Below are 17,777 nucleotides of genomic sequence, written 5' to 3'. Positions count from 1 at the left end.
GTTATAAAGATACAGAAAGTCACAACAGGTTCGTCTGGATAGCTCATTTAATCGTCTGTAAAAGGGAAGAAAAGCTTGCCCACAACCTTTCTAAAAGAAAGCTTGACCAAAGATTTTTTCAGAATCTGAACCACAATAAGTAGATTGCAGGAGCAAGCACGGCCCAGAGGAGAAGCGAGTAAACCAGCCCTTTTTTCCACCCAGACCTGAGAATCAAATAACTTGCAGCAAGAGCACAGCAAATATCTGCCAGCATTCCCACAAGTGCACCTTTAGAAAGCTGTTCTGAGATCAGGAGCAGTTCGCTTCCTTTATAATCTATACTCAGGCCCAGAATTGCTGCCAGATATACTGCCGGGAAAGCTGCAAAAACTCCCCCCAATCTGCCTCCGAATTTCTTTGCAACAATTGCGGAAATCGCAACAGCGCTTCCTCCAAAAAGAAAGCGGAGGAGAACCGGAAGTATCTCTATGTTCAGCATTGTATCCCTTTCTGTGTACTGGAACGCTCTATATAAGCAGTAATATAACTTTTTATGTCGTAATACAGCTTTTTATGTCGTAATACAACTTTTCTGGAGAATTATACTTGTTTTAAACTTTGCTTTAACGTTAATTTCCATATTTTTCCCTGATCTCGGATTCTTTAAGGACATTGAGCCCCAGCTTCTCAAGGATTTCGGAAATCTTTTTCCTTTCTCCGCTTTTCATGGATTTTCGGTCAAAATAAGCAAAATCAGCCTTTGATTTTTCAATTGCTTGTTTGATCAGGGCTTCATCCACAAATTCAAGCTTGTACTTGGGAAAATTGTGTCCAAAAGATATCCCGGTTTCAAGCAAAAGTCCGGTCTGGCGCATGGCATAATGCCCACCTCCAAAACCGATGGCAACTGGCACTTTTTCAAGGGAGACTGAAAGGATGGCTTTTGCAGCAACCTCTCCTGCTTCAGGATCTTTCCACTGCGCTTCAGTGCTTCCTATTTCAGCATAAAGCGAGGGAACTAAAAGCTCAGTCGGCCCGTGGTGGGTCACTTCAAGGGTAACATCGTACTTGAGGCCTTTTTGCTCAGCCAGGCGCTTCATTTCCATAAGGATGGACTTCATGGCAGCCGGAGAAGAGACTGCAAGAGACTTCGGGCAGCCTCCAAGCCTTGCATCGTCTGAGGGGTTCCCTGTACAGTGTACGGTAAGGGAAGAAATCTCCTCTTTGCTCCGGTGTTTGGATGCGAAAATTATAAGGGAAGCTGGCAACCCTTCATTTTCGAGTTTCCTGTCGAGTCCGTCCTGGAAGACATGCATTTCCTCAATATCAATAAGCCTGAATTTTCCGTCCTGCGACTCCCTGGCCGCATAGAATCCGGAGTTTTCAGGAAGCTCAAGGAGGTTCCATTCCATGAGGTTTAAAAGGTTGGTCTTAATGTTCTGGCTGGCAAGGTCGGGGGCAGAACAAATGATTGTTATTCTTGGGACCGGGTCTTCAAGGAGGTTTTTTTCCTGGCTCCCGGAATTTTCTGGATTGCTGTTTTCTTTCATTTCTGATCAATTCAAGTCCTTATCACTTTACGTTCCCTATAGATTTCGTTAAGATAGATAAAACCAACCCCGTATCGCAGTCTGGGTGTAGACCTGAATAGGCCATGAAGTGTTACCTTGAAAAATTAGAACTGATAAAGCCCGAAAGAAAACCGAGAAAAAACCGAGAAAAAAATCGAGAAAATCATATGGAAAAAACGGAAAAGAAAGTCCCTATATTAAGAACCGGGGTAAGATCTGAGGTAAAAAACCTTAAGTGAAGAGTAAAAAGATATCTAAAGTAAAAAGCAGCATGAACCGTAAGCGAAAGGTAACTAAGGTAAAAACAGCAAAAAGCATACTTCTTTTAGAAAAACTGACAGAAGAGTACTTTCAGAAATATTTCAGAAAAATATTATTGGCAGAACCCTGCTTCCTGAGAAGCAGGAGTCTGCGTTTTTCTATAGAAAAAAATCGTTTGAAGTGCTGAAACAGGATTATCCAACGTGGATGTAAGAGTCCACAAGTTTCCTGATTTCTTCGTTCTTGCCGTAGAGTCTCTCACTGAGATTGTTGTCGTCAAGGCCTTCAAGGTAGTTTACGGTGTCGTTGATCATACCTTCGGAGAAGACATCGTATTCCATGAAGATATCTTTCAGTCCTTTCAGGGCCTGAGCGGACTCGTAGCAGGAAGCAGGCAGGTGCTCAAGCTGGGCAAGTCTGTCCTTGTGTTCGTCCTTGAAAATGTTGACATCGATGTAGAGCTTCTTTGCAACATCAAGAGCGTTTTTCATTTCAAAGCCGTGGCGGATACCTACAGCAAAGGCTGCCATCAAGAGGTAAAGGTCAGCTGAGGGGTCTGCTGCACGGAATTCAAAGGTAGACTTGTAGCTGTGGCTCTTGAACTCTTCATTATAGTTCGGGTTGGCGATAGCTACCATCTTGCTGGATTCTTCAGCGAACCAGCCAAGAGGCACACGGATCAGAGCAGAACGGTTCCTGTCTCCCCAGCAAATGTTGGTAGGAGCTTCCTGGTGAGGTACAAGACGCAGGTAGGATGTTGGGATTCTGTTTCCAAAAGCAGTAATTCCTGCTGCAATGTCAAGAAGACCGGCAATTGCAGTTTTTGCAGTGTCGCTAACGCCGCCATTTTCTACCATAACGGTCTTTCCGTCTTTCAGGAGTTTCATATGGACGTGCAGCCCGCTTCCTGCTTTTCCGACAGTGATCTTCGGTGCAAAGCTGACAATTACACCGTACTGGTCGGCAAGCATCCTGAGCATCCACTTTGCGATAAGCAGACGGTCGACAGTGTTCTCAAGTGTGTCAGTCTCAAATTCGATTTCATTCTGTTCGTAGTAGTATTTATCGTCAGTAAAGTTTCCGACTTCAGAGTGCCCGTACTTGATTTTTCCGCCAGCTTCGGAGATGTACAGCATTGCTTCCTTTCTGAGCTGGTCGAATTTGGTGAAGGGATTGGACTCGTGGTATCCTCTCTGGTCAACGGCTGGGAAAGCCATATTGACATCTTCTTTGTTGGCAATGATGTAGTATTCGAGTTCACCCATTGACTGAAGTTCATAGCCTGTCTTCTCGATCAAGACCTGGCCAGCCTTCTTCATGACGGTTTCGGAAGAGCTTGCAAGAGGGCTTCCATCCTTGTCGAAGTAGGAACAGAGGATATCCAGGGTTGGGATTTCTTCAAAAGGATTCACGAAGGCAGTCCTGTATTTAGGAAGGATATAGAGATCGCTTGAGTCTGCTTCGATGTATGTAAAAAGGCTTGATCCATCGACTCTCTCACCAGCGGAAAGCAAGTTGTCAAGATGTTCTTCGTCTCTGATCACAAAGGCGAGAGATTTGAGTCTTCCATCTCCACCAATATAACGGAAAGTCAGCATCTTAATGCCGTTTTCCTTTATGAACTTTATAATATCTTCTTTGGTGAATTCGCTTGCTGGTTTGTTGAGGTACTGTACCAGTTTATTAGGATTCAATTCTACGGATGATGCTTTCATAATTATCCCTTCTTTTTTAACTGCAATATTCTAGATAACTGTAATATTCTAGGTATTAAAGCCTCATTTCAATACCAAATATTTTTCAGGCTCACGGATTGCCACATCGGCCATAATTTGGTTAACTCTTGCCTGCTAGGAAGAAGATAACTTACTGCTGTCTATATAAAGTTTTTCATTTTTTTATTTTTTTGAAAAAATACTATAAAAAAGAGAAGGCTGCGCGGCCTCAGTTTAATTTTTTTAAAGTTAGCTTTCCCTTACCAAGTTAAAAGTCAGTTGAAATCCAGGGTTTTATTAGTTAAGGGTTTTGCCTAATAAATATATCGGACAAATACAATATAGTCATTAAATTAATCACTAAATGAGTCCAGTTGTCGGAATGATAGATGCAGACGGCTTTGTCTGAATCTTATTTTGAGTCGCTTTACTGCATTGGGGAAGTGGAGGTAAAAAATATGGAGATTTACAGTGTTCCTGAAATTGCCAGAGATGTATTCTGGGTTGGGGCAAAAGATTGGACCCGTAGAATGTTTGATGCTCTGGTCCCGCTGCCTCAGGGGACAAGTTACAACGCTTATCTTGTGAAAGGAGAAGAAAAAACAGCGCTTATTGATACCGTAAATCCTGGTTTTGAAGGGGAGTTCGAAGATAAGATAAACCTGGTTTCCAGCCTGGAAAAACTGGACTACCTGATTATGAACCATGCCGAACCCGACCATTCCAGTGCAATTCGTTATATTATGGATAGGGCTCCAGGCTCAGTGCTTGTTACGACTGAGAGAGGTGTGAAAATGGCACGCCTTTACCATGACCTGCCAGACGCCCGGATTAAAGTTGTTGCCGATGGAGATGTTATTGATTTGGGAGGAAAAAATCTGCGCTTTATTGAAGCTCCCTGGCTCCACTGGCCTGAAACTATGTTCACATATCTGCCTGAAGACAAAGTACTTTTCCCATGTGATTTCTTCGGAGCTCACACAGCACAGGGCGTTTACGACGAAGATCTGGAAGACCTTATTCCTCTTGCAAAACGCTATTATGGGGAAATCATGATGCCTTTTGGAAATATGGGGGCAAAGGCTCTTGAAAAAATAAAGGATCTTGATATCGCAATTATTACGCCTAGCCACGGGCCTATCTATAAAAACCCTCAGCGTATACTTGAGCCCTACACAAAGTGGACTGCAGGAAAGACCGATAATAAAGCCCTGATTGTCTATGTTAGTATGTGGGGCTCCACAAAACTGATGGTCAGGACAATCGCAGAAACCTTACTGAAAGAAGGTGTAGATGTCAGAATCTATGACCTTGAAGTTGCGGATACAGGAGATATTGCAAGAGAACTGGTTGATTCCCGCGCTGTTATCATTGGAGCTCCAACTGTCCTTGCAGGCATGCATCCTCTTGCCCTCTACGGCACTTACCTGGTAAAAGCTCTCAAGCCGCCTGCAAAATATGGGGTTATACTTGGGTCTTTCGGCTGGGGCGGAGGCGCTCTGAAGCAAGCAGGAGATATTCTGGTTCCCTCAAAGATGGAAATTATAGGAACGCTTCAGGTGAAGGGCAAACCCAGTGAAGAAGATTTGAAAAAGGTTGAGGAAATCGGCCGAGAGCTCGCCAAAAAAATGAAAGCGTAACCTGAAAATATGTACGTAAACTTGAAAATGTGCACACAAACCTGAAAATGTGTAAATTCAAGCCTGAAAATTTTTATTTTAAGCGCGCGTATAAGGTATCTCTCAGACCGGTAAAATCCGGCTAGTCTATCCTGAGGCCTTATTTAGCTTTTTTCAGCAACTTTCCGTGGAGTTATTTAATGGTAAAACTTCCACGTTTATTTAATGGTAAAACTTCCACATTCATTTAATGGTAAAACTTCTACATTCTCGAAAAGGGAATTTTTGAGAGCCAGTGAGTGGAAAGGAGCCGGTTAATGGAAAGTAATCACAGCTTCTCATAAAATAGTCTTTCTGACAGATTGAGGTTCCATTTTTATCACTAATACTTTTATGATTTTGTTTTTGAATTTTTCAAGTTTTGATGCGGGATTTTATTATGAAAGGGGAGTCAGGACTGAAAAAAGAACTGAATCTGCTGGAGATCACTCTGGTAGGAATTGGCAATATCCTCGGGGCCGGAATCTACGTACTTATGGGAAAAGCTGCAGGGCTTGCAGGCAATATGGTCTGGTTTTCTTTTCTGTTTTCCGGAGCAACGGCCACACTTTCTGCCTTCAGCTATATGGAACTCAGTTCCATGTTCCCAAAGGCTGGAGCGGAATATGGATTCGTAAGAAGAGCTTTTGGAGAACGCATTGGCCTGTTTGTGGGACTGCTTGTCATATATTTTGTAGTAATAACAAGTTCTGCAGTTGCCCTCGGGTTTGGCAGGTATTTCAGCAGCCTTTCCGGGAATGGATATTTAACAGGGACCCTGGGCCTTTTTATCGTTCTCAGCCTTATCATGGTTTATGGGGTCAAGGAATCTGCCCGGCTATCTATTCTAATAACTCTTATAGAAGTGTCAGGGCTTCTAATTGTAATCTATACAGGCCTTCCTTACCTTGGAACGGTAAATTACCTAGATACTCCGGGCCTGGCAGGAATATTTGAGGCTTCAACTCTGATTTTTTTTGCATTTCTAGGTTTTGAGGATATCGTAAGATTATCCCAGGAAACAAAAGAAGCCGAAAAGACAACTCCAAAAGCCATGCTTATTGCGATATTTTTCACGGTTTTCCTGTACATGTGCGTGGCGATAACTGCCGTAAGTGTGCTTGACTTTCGGGTTCTCGGACTTTCAGGGGTTCCCCTTGCAGATGTTGTGGCTGTTTCTCTGGGGAATGAAGCTTTTGTCCTTATGTCCTGGATAGCCCTTTTTTCTACTATGAACACTGTACTTGTGGTAATGCTTGGAGGGTCAAGGATTGTATATGGTATGGCAGATTCAGGGTCACTTCCGGAAATATTCTCCCGAATACACCCCAGTTACCAGACTCCGTGGGTTGCAATTTTAGGAGTTACCTTGTTCTCAGCCCTGTTTGTGCTATTCAAAGATGTTGCGATCGTAGCAAATATTTCTAATTTTATGATTTTTATTGTCTTTTTTATGGTCAACCTCTCTCTGATAAAGCTCCGTTATACTGACCCCGGAAGAAATCGCCCTTTTAAGGTTCCCCTGAATATTGGCCGTTTTCCCTTGCTGCCGTTTCTTGGAGCTCTCTCTACAGTATTTCTTTTTTTTCAGCTAAGTTTGGAAGTTATAACTTACGGTCTTATGTTTGCAGGAATCGGGATACTGGTAGTGCTGTTCAGAACCAGATAAAACCTGTCAGGAATACTTTGAATTTATTTATAAACTTTTCGAATATGAACTTTTGTAAAATGGATTAAAATGAGTTACTTCCAGATAATATAGATAAAAAAAGGTTTTATAACCGTTAAATCGTTTAATTAAACTCCTATTTTCTTTTAAATCCATAATGTTTCTTTTTTGGACAAAAATCGTTCTTGAAGATTCTGAGAATATCGAAGATTTCTCGTATCTCCTTCAGAGATAAACGGATTTCTAGTGCCTTTAATGAAAAAATAGGGTTTAATTGGATATTTTATTATGATATGACAATTTTTATTAAATATTTATTGATTTCAGTTATTTTCATGTCTTAATATTCACCGAGAATTAGTTTTATATACATAAAATCCTATTTGAATCGCTTTATTTCGTTCGTTATCAAAATAATTGATTATAAACTGAATAATCATTATAAATTATCAAGATACTAAAAATTATTAACTAGTAAGTACATAGTCTGAGCATATATCAGTTTTAATTTTAAAAGGGAGTAGATATGAGAAAAGAGCACTATGTGTTCCCGTTGGAGGATTTCGTTTCAAGAGACGAGTTTAACCGAATCAAAAAGTTCTCCCGGGATAAAGAAACCCCATTTTTAACTGTTGACCTGCAGAAGATAGAGCAAAGCTACGACGAGCTTGTAGAGCACATGCCCTTTGCAAAAATTCACTATGCTGTAAAGGCTAACCCTATGGATGAGGTTGTGCTTGCCCTGAAGAGTAAAGGCTCAAATTTTGATGTAGCAACGGTTTATGAACTTGATCAGCTTCTCAGGCTTGGGGTAGAACCTGAAAGGATCAGTTACGGCAATACAATCAAAAAAGAGAAAGATATAGAATACGCATATGAAAAAGGAGTGAGGCTTTACGTTACCGACTCGGATAGCGATCTGAAAAAGTTAGCTAGAAAAGCCCCAGGTTCCAGAGTATTTTTCCGTATTCTTACTGAAAGCGACGGGGCTGACTGGCCTCTCTCTAAGAAGTTCGGTTCGCACCCTGACCTGATATATAAACTCATTCTGAAGGCTGAAAAGTTAGGGCTTGAGCCTTATGGTCTTTCTTTTCATGTTGGTTCCCAGCAGAGGGACATTGGCCAGTGGGATAATGCCATTTCCAAATGTAAGTATCTTTTTGAGGCAGTAGCTGAAAAAGGCATAAATCTGAAAATGATAAACCTTGGGGGAGGTTTTCCTGCAAAATACCAGGCTCAGGCTCATGAGCTTGAGACCTATGCTGGAGAAATCCGCCGCTTTTTACATGAGGACTTTGGAGAAGAGCTGCCTGAAATTATCATAGAACCGGGGCGCTCCCTGGTTGCTAATGCCGGTATAATAGTAAGCGAAGTTGTAATGATCTCCAAAAAAGCCAGGTTCAACCAGTACAAATGGGTTTATCTTGACATTGGAAAATTCGGGGGCCTTATAGAAACTCTTGATGAGTGCATCAAATACCCCATTTTCTGCGACAAAAAAGGTTGTGCTGAAGAAGTAATTCTTGCAGGTCCGACCTGTGATAGCATGGATATCCTGTATGAGCATCACAAGTATACGTTCCCTCATACAATGCGCGAAGGAAACCGCGTATACATCTTTACGACAGGCGCCTATACCCAGAGCTACAGTTCTGTGTGTTTTAACGGTTTCCCCCCACTCAAGGCTTATCTTCTTTGAAAACCTACTAAAAGTATAATTTAAAAGAGTGGAGCACTGAAGGGCTTGAATGACCCAGGTCTCCACCCTTTTATGCAGTCAACATACGGCTCTTTCGAGTTCCCTTTTTCTCCGCTCAAGATGGCTAACTCTGCGGCGTGATCAACCATAAAGGTTGCAGGTCAAGAGGTATGGTTCCTAAATTAGTGCTATTTGCCTATAACTAACAGAAAACGAAGGACTAAAGCTACTAAGGACTAAAGCTACTAAGGACTAAAGTACTAAGGACTAAAGCTACTAAGGACTAAAGCTACTTTTTCTGGACTTAGATATTCTCTATAGTTATGTTGTCTTTGTTCAAGTCGGTTATGACTCTAATGTCCATGTGCTTATAAAAGTAAATGCAGATTAAGAATATAGAGGACTCTTAATTCCCGGATTGAATTGCATGAAGGGGCTCGAGAATTTTCAAAAAAGAAATTTTTATGGCATTTACTGCCTTACTGCCAATTTAATGCATCAAATTTTATGTTTTGATCAAATATTTGAAGATCATTAAAAATTACACAGCCAAACAAATACAAGAGCTGTTTGAAAATTCAGAATCCGAACTGTTTTTTTGGTCGGTTATGATATATATTTCCACGCTACTATAAGATTATAGATTAAGAGTAATAGGGTTTCCTCTTAATCTTTGGGTTGGATCGCAGGTAGGGATCCGGGAATAGGGACTCGGTAACCCTACCATCTACTTTTGAATTAATTTATAAAGCTATTTGTTATTTTTCATAATGTCCTTATTTCTAATAAACCTTATGACCGTTCCTAAGTATATTTATTTATTTATTTATTTATTTATTTATTTATTTATTTATTTATTTATTTATTTATTTATTATGTAAGCACTATCTCCATTAATTGCCGTGAAGAGTAAATCCTCTTTTTGTTTTCGTTCAGCTCTACCTCAACATTATGTTTATAAATTTCTTCTACTTTTGGGCAGGTTATGCATGAAGTTAGATGCACCAGACTCCTATACGAGAAAAGCAGGTTTTTAAAGAACGAAGTTAAATCCCAAAGTCTTTATAAGCTGTCCGACAATTACCTCTGATAATAAAAGAATTCCTTCTTTTATGCACATCAAAAAGTTACAATAGGTTTAAATATCCGGGCATCCGTTCCGATTTTGCATATTGCGTATTATAAAAAGTATAGCAGGCAACTACTTTTTGGATAGGTTATTAATACTTATAGTCTTTTTTCAGATCATTTTGATCTTAGTCAGTAATATGAAAAACTTAGTCAGTATGTTTTAATAAGACAATACTTACACTTATTTATTACTTAATATGATGATATTTGCAAAGGTTCAACTGAATTAATACCTGCAAAATTTTTAATGTCATTGAAAATTTCGTGGATATAAAAAATAATTAGCCCAAGCAAAATTAAAATCACAAATTGTTTTTTGGGTCGGTTATGATATATATCACTCATGTCATTATAAAATGAGATGGTTGAGAGTAATAGGGTTTCCTCTCAATCTCTGGGTTGGATCGCAGGTAGGGATCCGAGAATAGGGACTCGACCTACCATCTACTTCGATGTGAGATTAAGAGTAAGGGTTTCCTCTTAATCTCGGGTTGGATCGCAGGTAGGGATTAGAGAATAGGGGCTCAATCCCTGCCAACTAGTTTTAGATCAATGAAATGCTTTTCCAATAAAATATTTTCTAATTAAATGTTTTTCCAATATACTGCTTTTAAGTTTTTATTAACTTTTAGCAAATACATTTAAAACCAATTTATAAAATACTCCCTTATTCTTACAATGTACTCAGCTTTAATAAAGTTTATGATTGTTTTTAAGATGATGCATATGCTGAATATCTGTTTTGAGATCAATTAGGCTTCTCTGTCGAGTTTCTTAGAAGTGTATGCTTCGCCAGAGTAACTTTTTCTGTGCAGGACAACCTGAAAAATAGCCCCGAAAAGAATAACATGGGATGCTTGACAGTTAAAGAGGACGAAATCGTTTAAAGACTACCGATAAATCACTAGAAAGTTACTTAGAAAGTTACTTAATAATTACTTGAAGATTATAGGACTTACACTTGAGAACCAAAATTACAATTGAAAATTACAATTGAAAATCGCTATAACATACCAGCAGGTAGAGAAAGATCTTCTCCACCTGCTTTTATGCAATTTGAATGTCCTCGAAACTTGTTTTTTTTCAAATCGTAAAGTCCTTAGAACTTAACATTTTCTCTTGCCCATTGTGCTCCAGCTTCGAGAACCATCTGGTTAAACTCAATAATTTTGGTTTTCCCCGCGAAGTTTTCGGCAAGAGCCTCCTTGAAGACTTCTTCACTCAGGCCGGTTGCATTAAGGCCCATAAGGACTCCAAGCATGAAGGAATTGGCAGCTTTCTCAGAACCTGCTTCCTTGGCTTTTTCAGTTGCAGGAACAGCAACGGCTTTTACATGTGCAGGCGTTTCGACTTCGCCAATGGACGAATCGTAAAGGATAAATCCTCCTTCTCGTACTACCCTTTCAAACTTTTCAAGGGAAGGACGATTCATAGCTATCAGGATGTCCGGAGTGTAGACCGTAGGAGAGCCTATAGGCTGGCCTGAAATCACGACCGAGCAATTAGAGGTCCCACCTCTCTGTTCAGGGCCATAGGACGGGAACCAGGAGGCATTGAGATTTGCCTTAACTCCGGCCTGCGCAAGGATTAGTCCCATGCTGAGGACACCCTGCCCTCCAAAACCAGCAATCTTGGTCTGGATCGGGGCAAAATCCTTTCTGGCAGGTTTTTCTTCGGCACCAGCTTCAATTCCGTAAAGCTTCTCAAGAGCTTCGGTTGTAAAGTCACTGACTCCACGGTGCAGAGGTTCGACTTCTTTGGAGTTATCCCTGAAGTTCTGGACTGGGAACTCCTTTTCCATCTCCTCATTTATGAAATTGATAGCCTGCTCCGCATTCATCTTGAGGTTAGTCGGGCAGGCGGCAAGGACTTCAACAAAAGCATATCCTTTTCCGTCGCGCTGGATTTCAAGCGCCTTATGCACGGCTTTTCTGGCTTTCCTTATGTGGGAGATATCCGAAACTGAAACCCTTTCAATAAAAACCGGAGCTTTAAGGTTGTTAAGAAGTTCGCAGATGTGGAGGGGATAACCTGCAAAACGAGGGTCACGGCCTTCCGGGCATGTTGTAGTCTTTTCGCCCACAAGGGTTGTAGGTGCCATCTGTCCGCCTGTCATCCCGTAAACAGTGTTGTTTACGAAAAAGACTGCAAGTTTTTCACCTCTGTTTGCAGCCTGGAGAGTCTCGTTCAGACCAATGGATGCAAGGTCTCCATCTCCCTGATAGGAAATAACTACAGCATTTTCTTCAGCTCTGGAAACTCCTGTCCCAACCGCAGGCGCACGTCCGTGAGCGACCTGGATGTTACCTGCATCAAAATAATAGTAAGCAAAGACAGCACAGCCCACAGGACTTATCATAACAGTTCTGTCCTGAATCCCGAGATCGTCAATTGCTTCGGCAATAAGCTTATGCAGAACCCCATGTCCGCAGCCGGGGCAGTAGTGAGTGGCTGTCGAGGCTACTGATCCTTTGCGAGGATAGTCCGCGTACAGTGCTTTTGGCCTTCCTATTACTTTTTCTCCGTTAATGATTTCTGCTGCCATTTTCACGCCTCCCCTGCCATTTTCCTGATTTTGTCCATAATCTGGTCAAGGGTCATCAGGTTTCCTCCCATACGATTTACAAGCTCTACAGGCTGTGAACAGTTGATTGCAAGCCTGACATCATATATCATCTGCCCATTGCTCATTTCCACGGAAATAAAGGAGCAGCCCTTATCTGCCAGAGCTTTCAACTGCGCCTCGGGGAACGGGAAGAGAGTTTTAGGCCTGAAAAGCCCGACTTTAATGCCTTCCTGCCTTGCAAGATCCACGGCTGACCTGCAAATCCGGCTGCTGATCCCATAAGAAACAAGGACAATTGAAGCATCATCTGTAAGGTACTCTTCGTAATCGATTTCATTCTGCCTTATGAGCTCGTACTTTACCTGCAGTTTTTCATTGAACTTTCCAAGTTGATCGAAATCCAGGAAAATAGAGGTTATCAGGTTAGGCCTGGTTTCAGCTGTACCGTTGACCGCCCAGGTTGTATCAATCTCAGGAACAATAGCTTGCTTCGGGAATTCGAGTGACTCGATCATCTGCCCTAGTACCCCGTCTGCAAGCACTACAGCTGGGTTCCTGTACTTAAAAGAAAGCTCAAAAGCTTTCATAGTAAAGTCGCACATTTCCTGCACTGAGTTCGGGGCAAGCACGATATTTTTGTAGTTCCCGTGCCCTCCGCCTTTTACTACCTGGTTATAATCTCCCTGTTCCGGCCCTATATTTCCAAGGCCTGGTCCTGCCCGCATAATGTCTACAATCACGCAGGGAAGTTCAGAGCCAGCAAGGTAGGAAATTCCTTCTTGCATCAGACTAATTCCAGGGCCTGAAGATGATGTCATGACCCTGTGCCCTGCCGATGCTCCTCCGTAGACCATGTTGATCGCCGCCTCTTCGGATTCGGCCTGGACGAATTTCCGGCCTATTTTTGGCAAATATTTGGATGCATCATGTAGAATCTCACTTGCCGGAGTTATAGGATACCCAAAGAAACAGTCACATCCGGCATATAGTGCACCGACAATTATTGCAGAGTTACCTTTTATTAGTTGTGTTGCCATATTTTTCCTCCTTTCCTGCCTTACCTGTCTTCCTCTTCTTTAAGGGGAATATGAATCTCGATTGCAAGCGGTTCAGGGCATGTATAATAGCAGCTTGCACAGCCTGAGCAGCCCTCCCCTTTGTATTCCACATAATGGTATCCCCGGGCATTCAGGTTTTCACTCATGGAAAGTACGCCTTTAGGGCAGGCTAGAAGGCAACGTCCGCAGGCCTTACACTCCAGAGTATTAATTACAGGGTATGGTTCTTTTTTATCATCCTTTGACATATGAAATCCTCTTTTTGTTCACTTTTCAGTTCTCTTTGGACTCTTCTCAGGTTTCAAGCCCATTCCTGGATTTAGGGAATCCGGAATTTTTGATTCTTCCCGGACTTATCCAGTCCCTGTTTAATTTAACCTGTTTTTGACAGAAAGAAGAGCCTTAGATTTCCATAGTTTTCTTACGTTGTAAATTGCATAATTTATTAGACAGTTAATAAGTAGAAAATTAAGATAAAACTATAAAGTGGATTCAGAACCAAATCTTTTTAGAGCAAACTTTCCAGAAAGTTTAAGGTACTTATTTCTTTCCTTTTTTCCTTCTTTGTTTTGACCCGAAGCTTATCGGCTTCCGGATCAAAACAAGCTTTGTCTACTTTATCAGATTTTGTCTACTTTATCAGGTTTTGTCTACTTTATCAGGTTTTATTTGCTTTTCTATTATTTGCATTTTATAGTATCCGATTTTTCAAATAATATATTTAGTTTAGTTCATTCTGGTCCTTATCCCGGATCTCGACCCTGCGAATTTTTCCGCTAATGGTCTTTGGAAGCTCGTCTACAAACTCTATTATGCGCGGATACTTGTAGGGAGCAGTGACACTTTTTACGTGATTCTGAAGCTCTTTTTTAAGCTCTTCTCCAGGTGCGTATCCTTTTGTGAGCACAACGGTTGCCTTGATAATCTGGCCCCTTATAGGATCAGGAGCACCTGTAATTGCGCATTCGAGTACTGCAGGGTGCTGGATAAGGGCGCTTTCCACTTCAAAAGGTCCGACTTTATATCCTGAGGTCTTTATGATATCATCAGCTCTTCCCACAAACCAAAGGTAGCCATCTTCATCCATCCAGGCCATATCTCCTGTATGGTAGTAGCCATCGTGCCATGCTTCCTTAGTTTTCTCAGGATCTTTCCCATAGTGGACGAAGAGTCCGACAGGCTTGTTTTCCTTTGTGTTGATTACGAGTTCTCCTTCTTCTCCGACCTCACAAAGTCTGCCGTCCCTGTCCATCAGTTCAATTTTAAAGCCCGGAGACGGCTTCCCGATGGATCCGGGTTTTGGTTCCATCCAGGGGTACGTTGCGATAGTTACAACGGTTTCGGTCTGCCCGAAACCTTCCATAAGCTTTATTCCTGTAAATTCGAGGAACCTGTTGTATACCTCAGGGTTAAGAGGTTCGCCTGCAACGACCGCATATTTCACGGTACTGAAATTATACTTTGAGAGATCTTCCTTGATCAGGAAACGGTAGATGGTTGGCGGAGCGCAGAAGGTTGTAACCCCGTATTTCGTGGCTTTTTCAAGCATATTTTTGGCTTCAAACCGATCATAGTCATAGACAAAGACCGCACAACCGGCTATCCACTGCCCATAGAGTTTTCCCCATACGCATTTTCCCCATCCACTGTCTGCAACCGTATAATGCAGCCCGTCATCTTTCACGTTCTGCCAGTACTTTGCGGTGAGAATATGCCCGAGAGGATAGGTGAAATCGTGTTCCACCATTTTAGGGAAGCTCGCTGTTCCTGAGGAGAAATAAACGAGAGAAATATCGCTATTTTTCGTAGCAGCCTCGCCCGAAGGCCGTTCAAAATCAGGGGAGGCTTCTTCGAGCTCTTTCCTGAAATCAATCCAGCCCTCCCCTGTATATTCTCCAACGACTGCTTTTTTGAGCGGGATATTTTCGCATTCGGAGTGGGCTTCGTCTATCTGTTCGGGAACTTCGTTTTCCGATATGCAGACGATCATCTTCAATCCGGCTTTTTTAATCCGGTATACAATGTCTCGTGTCTTGAGCATATGTGTTGCAGGTACAGCAATGGCTCCCAGTTTATGCAGCGCAATAATACAGTACCAGAACTCATACCGGCTCTTTAAGGTGAGCATTACATAGTCGCCTTTACCTATCCCGTGCTTTGCAAAGAAATTTGCAGTTTTGTCGCTGTAGTACTTCAAGTCTTTGAAAGTAAAGATTTTCTCTTCCCCATTATCGTCACACCAGATCATTGCGATCTTCTCAGGGGAATCTCTTGCATAGGCATCGACTACATCATAGGCAAAGTTGAAGTTTTCAGGAACAAGGATTTTGAAATTTTTCTCAAAGTCATCATAGGATTCAAAGTCGGTTTTGGAAACAAATTGGCTGAGCAAAGAAGTCATTCTGAACACCCGTTTTCTTAATTTATTTATATATCATATAAATTTATGAAGGCTACACATCTCATTTGAATTTCAAGGTTTTAGCCTGGATCTTGGATTTCTTATCAGGTTTGAAACCAAGTCATGTTAATTTAAATCATGTATTTGTTCTAATCGAATTCACTGAGTTCAATTTAATCGAATAACATCAAACCGAGATGCATTAACGAATTGGACTATTACAGTATAACTGCCAGGAACCTGGCCGACTTTCCTTCCAGGGCTTCCATAGCGTGTTCATAAGTGGAGTCAAAATAAATTGAGTCCCCTTCATTCAGAATAATTTCATTATTGTGAATATAGACCTTCAGGCTTCCTTCCAGCACATAGTTAAATTCCTGGCCTGGGTGGGAATTTGTATCAGGTTTTTCCCCATGTGGTTTGGGTTCAACTGTAACTACAAAAAATTCAGCCTTTTTATGAATGAATTTTTCAGCCAGGTTCTGATACTTATACTGCTTCCTCCTCTCAACGTTGACTCCTTTTCCATCCCGTGTAACTGTAAATATATTCATGCGCGGCTCTTCCCCTGTAAGGAGAGTGGCCATGTCTACACGCAGCTTGTGTGCAATTTCAAAAAGTATACTTGCCGGAATATCCTCAGTTCCATCTTCGTATTTTCCATAAATCTCATCGGATACCTGCAGATATTCTGCCATGTCTTTGACCGTGAAATCCGAAAGTTCACGCAGTTCACGTACTCTATCTGCAATTTCTTTTATTTTTTCCTGCATAATTACGTATCCTCCAGCTGAATTTTTCAAGAATTAACTAATATCTGCTTAAAAACCTTTGGCTTTGCAACTTTTATACCTGCTTTACAGTTTTTTTCTTTCAGATCCATTGAAAATTATAATTAATATACGTTATCATTCAGTTCCTACAGTCTTATTTTTGTAAGAAATGTCTAGAAGAACCGAATCCTGGCAGATTCAAACATGCAGCTTTAAAAACGCATATGAAATTCTTCGAATAACACGCACAAACAAATGAAAGATATCTTCTTCAAATTATACAAGGTGTCCTCTTCAAATTGTACAAAGTATCCTCTTCAAATTGTATAAGGTATCCTCTTCAAATTGTATAAGGTATCCTCTTCAAATTGTACAAAGTATTCTCTTCAAAGGTGACACACCAAACCTGAGATTCGTGGCTCTAAAAAGAACGAAGACATTTCTTCTGAAGAGAAAAGAAAAATTCGGTTTTCATAGGAGAAAGAGCCTAAATCTAAACTGGACAAAATAGAGGTTCATCGAACTGAAACATGTAAAGTTAATAGATCCATTTTATCCAGTGATGCATATCCTAAGGGTCAGAAAAAAAGAACATGATATTCTTTGAATAACACGCACAACCAATGAAAGTGCTTGCAGATGGCAGCATTTTCATGCTAAGAGATGTGAGCCTTCAAACCAGAACAAAGAAAAGAACAAAGGCAAATGACACATTTATGACGATTGTTCAGACAGCAAAGAAACTGGGGATAAGTGCATATCAGTACATATGTGATAGAGTCCCCAACAAATTCGAGATGCCATCTCTGGCTCAACCCATTAGAAAAAAAAGCTCATTGAGTGGAAATCCCTCAATTTCCACTCAATTTGAAGAGGATACTTAATTTTTTATCCGTCCTGTTTTCACCAAATTTCAAAACTTATTATTCTTCCCTTAAGCTTATTCTTCCCTTAAGCTTATTCTTCCCTTAAGCTTATTCTTCCCTTAAGCTTATTCTTCTCCCATTTCTTTTCTGAATTCTATGTAATCTCTCTCAACTTCTTCGAGTTCGTGTTCCATTTTATCCCCCGTATTCAATTATAGTAACAGTAATTTATTCTTGCTTTTGTTTATTAGCAAAAACTACTTCTTCAAATTTACTTAATCCCCATTTTGAAAAACGCTCTTCACTTATATAAAGTTATCTGTCAACCGGCAAATCTTACAATTAACTATCATAAGTTAACATTGTATTATAATATTTTTTTAACTGAACGGAGAGATAAAATATTGCGGAGCGATAAAATATTTTA

The 17,777-nt window shown here is 40.9% G+C and carries 12 protein-coding genes; 4 read left to right on the top strand and 8 right to left on the bottom strand.

Annotated features, from left to right (window positions below; genetic code table 11):
• Positions 1-118: 118 nt before the first annotated feature.
• From MSVAZ_RS06870 to MSVAZ_RS06855, 3 genes are all read right to left on the bottom strand, one after another.
• On the bottom strand, positions 119-481 hold the full coding sequence (locus MSVAZ_RS06870; RefSeq protein WP_048119656.1) for a DUF3147 family protein: 363 nt from the start codon (positions 479-481) through the stop codon (positions 119-121).
• A gap of 130 nt (positions 482-611) precedes the next feature.
• A complete protein-coding gene (locus tag MSVAZ_RS06865) occupies positions 612-1,532 on the bottom strand; it encodes a D-aminoacyl-tRNA deacylase (protein WP_084626087.1) in 921 nt (306 codons plus the stop codon).
• A 476-nt stretch (positions 1,533-2,008) separates the two neighbouring features.
• Positions 2,009-3,529 carry a glutamine synthetase family protein gene (locus MSVAZ_RS06855; RefSeq protein WP_048119653.1) on the bottom strand — a complete coding sequence of 507 codons (1,521 nt, stop codon included), beginning with the start codon at positions 3,527-3,529 and terminating at the stop codon, positions 2,009-2,011.
• 458 nt (positions 3,530-3,987) lie between these two features.
• Here MSVAZ_RS06855 and MSVAZ_RS06850 point away from each other — a divergent pair, with 458 nt between their 5' ends.
• From MSVAZ_RS06850 to MSVAZ_RS06840, 3 genes are all read left to right on the top strand, one after another.
• A complete protein-coding gene (locus MSVAZ_RS06850) occupies positions 3,988-5,169 on the top strand; it encodes an FprA family A-type flavoprotein (protein WP_048123773.1) in 1,182 nt (393 codons plus the stop codon).
• Positions 5,170-5,587: 418 nt separating this feature from the next.
• Positions 5,588-6,856: an APC family permease gene (locus MSVAZ_RS06845; RefSeq protein ID WP_048119651.1), complete on the top strand. Its 1,269-nt coding sequence runs from the start codon at positions 5,588-5,590 to the stop codon at positions 6,854-6,856.
• 526 nt (positions 6,857-7,382) lie between these two features.
• Positions 7,383-8,555 (top strand): type III PLP-dependent enzyme, encoded by a 1,173-nt coding sequence (locus MSVAZ_RS06840; RefSeq protein ID WP_048119649.1) that lies wholly within the window; start codon positions 7,383-7,385, stop codon positions 8,553-8,555.
• Between the two features lie 2,230 nt (positions 8,556-10,785).
• On the opposite strand, the gene MSVAZ_RS06835 is transcribed toward MSVAZ_RS06840, so the two are convergent.
• The 5 genes from MSVAZ_RS06835 to MSVAZ_RS06815 form a co-directional block, all read right to left on the bottom strand.
• Entirely contained in the window at positions 10,786-12,231 is a 1,446-nt protein-coding gene (locus MSVAZ_RS06835; protein WP_048119648.1) for a 2-oxoacid:acceptor oxidoreductase family protein, read from the bottom strand.
• A gap of 2 nt (positions 12,232-12,233) precedes the next feature.
• Positions 12,234-13,289, bottom strand: a complete 1,056-nt coding sequence (locus tag MSVAZ_RS06830) for a 3-methyl-2-oxobutanoate dehydrogenase subunit VorB (RefSeq protein WP_048119643.1) — start codon at positions 13,287-13,289, stop codon at positions 12,234-12,236.
• 20 nt (positions 13,290-13,309) lie between these two features.
• The gene (locus MSVAZ_RS06825) at positions 13,310-13,558 is read right to left on the bottom strand and encodes a 4Fe-4S dicluster domain-containing protein (RefSeq protein WP_048116514.1); all 249 of its coding nucleotides are present in this window, start codon (positions 13,556-13,558) and stop codon (positions 13,310-13,312) included.
• 473 nt (positions 13,559-14,031) lie between these two features.
• Positions 14,032-15,711: an AMP-binding protein gene (locus MSVAZ_RS06820; protein WP_048119641.1), complete on the bottom strand. Its 1,680-nt coding sequence runs from the start codon at positions 15,709-15,711 to the stop codon at positions 14,032-14,034.
• 218 nt (positions 15,712-15,929) lie between these two features.
• Complete coding sequence (locus MSVAZ_RS06815; RefSeq protein WP_048119639.1) at positions 15,930-16,484, bottom strand: helix-turn-helix domain-containing protein; 555 nt, start codon at positions 16,482-16,484, stop codon at positions 15,930-15,932.
• Between the two features lie 623 nt (positions 16,485-17,107).
• Here MSVAZ_RS06815 and MSVAZ_RS06810 point away from each other — a divergent pair.
• On the top strand, positions 17,108-17,368 hold the full coding sequence (locus MSVAZ_RS06810) for a hypothetical protein (RefSeq protein WP_048119636.1): 261 nt from the start codon (positions 17,108-17,110) through the stop codon (positions 17,366-17,368).
• Positions 17,369-17,777 lie beyond the last annotated feature (409 nt).

Origin of the sequence: Methanosarcina vacuolata Z-761 (assembly GCF_000969905.1) — an archaeon.
Lineage (GTDB): Archaea > Halobacteriota > Methanosarcinia > Methanosarcinales > Methanosarcinaceae > Methanosarcina > Methanosarcina vacuolata.
This window is presented reverse-complemented; position numbering and strand designations above follow the sequence as displayed.